The following is a 488-nucleotide window of genomic DNA, read 5'->3' as shown; positions in this document are numbered from 1 at the left end:
CGTTTTCATGAAGGACATCGGAGATGGTTACCTCCTGAGGCCTTAACATGACAGCTTCGTCCAGACCGGTCTTACAGTTGGTCCACATGCCGCAGCAGTACGGATACTTCCCGGTCAGCAGAGAGGCACGGTGGGGCGAGCACAGCGGATACGTGCTGACCGCGTGGTCAAATGCCATGCTCTCCCCGGCAAAACGGTCCATATGAGGCGTGCTCACATGATCCTCTCCCGCCGCACCAATGGCCTGGGCACGCCACTGGTCGGCAAAGATGTATAACAGATTCTTCTTTTTCATTTATCGGTCTTCTCCCAGAAATGTCTCATACGCCTTCTGATTGATTTCCAGCGCCCGGTCGATGCCTCTCGCCTTTAACTCCTTGATAAAGGAATCATATTCCGAATCAAAATCATTGACACCGAGGATCCAGGACTGGAATTTTTCATCTACATAAGGTTTGATGCTTGCCATGATGTTTTTATACTCTGTC

The 488-nt window shown here is 50.6% G+C and carries 2 protein-coding genes; both read right to left on the bottom strand.

Annotated elements, in window-relative coordinates:
- A partial coding sequence (locus tag NE664_13495; protein MCQ4727646.1) for a sulfatase-like hydrolase/transferase occupies positions 1 to 295 on the bottom strand: 295 nt, incomplete at its 3' end.
- Positions 296 to 488 (bottom strand): ABC transporter permease (locus NE664_13490; GenBank protein MCQ4727645.1); only part of this gene is annotated, 193 nt, incomplete at its 5' end.

The organism is Anaerotignum faecicola (assembly GCA_024460105.1).
In the GTDB taxonomy this organism is placed as follows: domain Bacteria; phylum Bacillota; class Clostridia; order Lachnospirales; family Anaerotignaceae; genus JANFXS01.
Note: the sequence above shows the minus strand (reverse complement) of the source record. Positions and strands in the feature narration are given on the sequence as shown.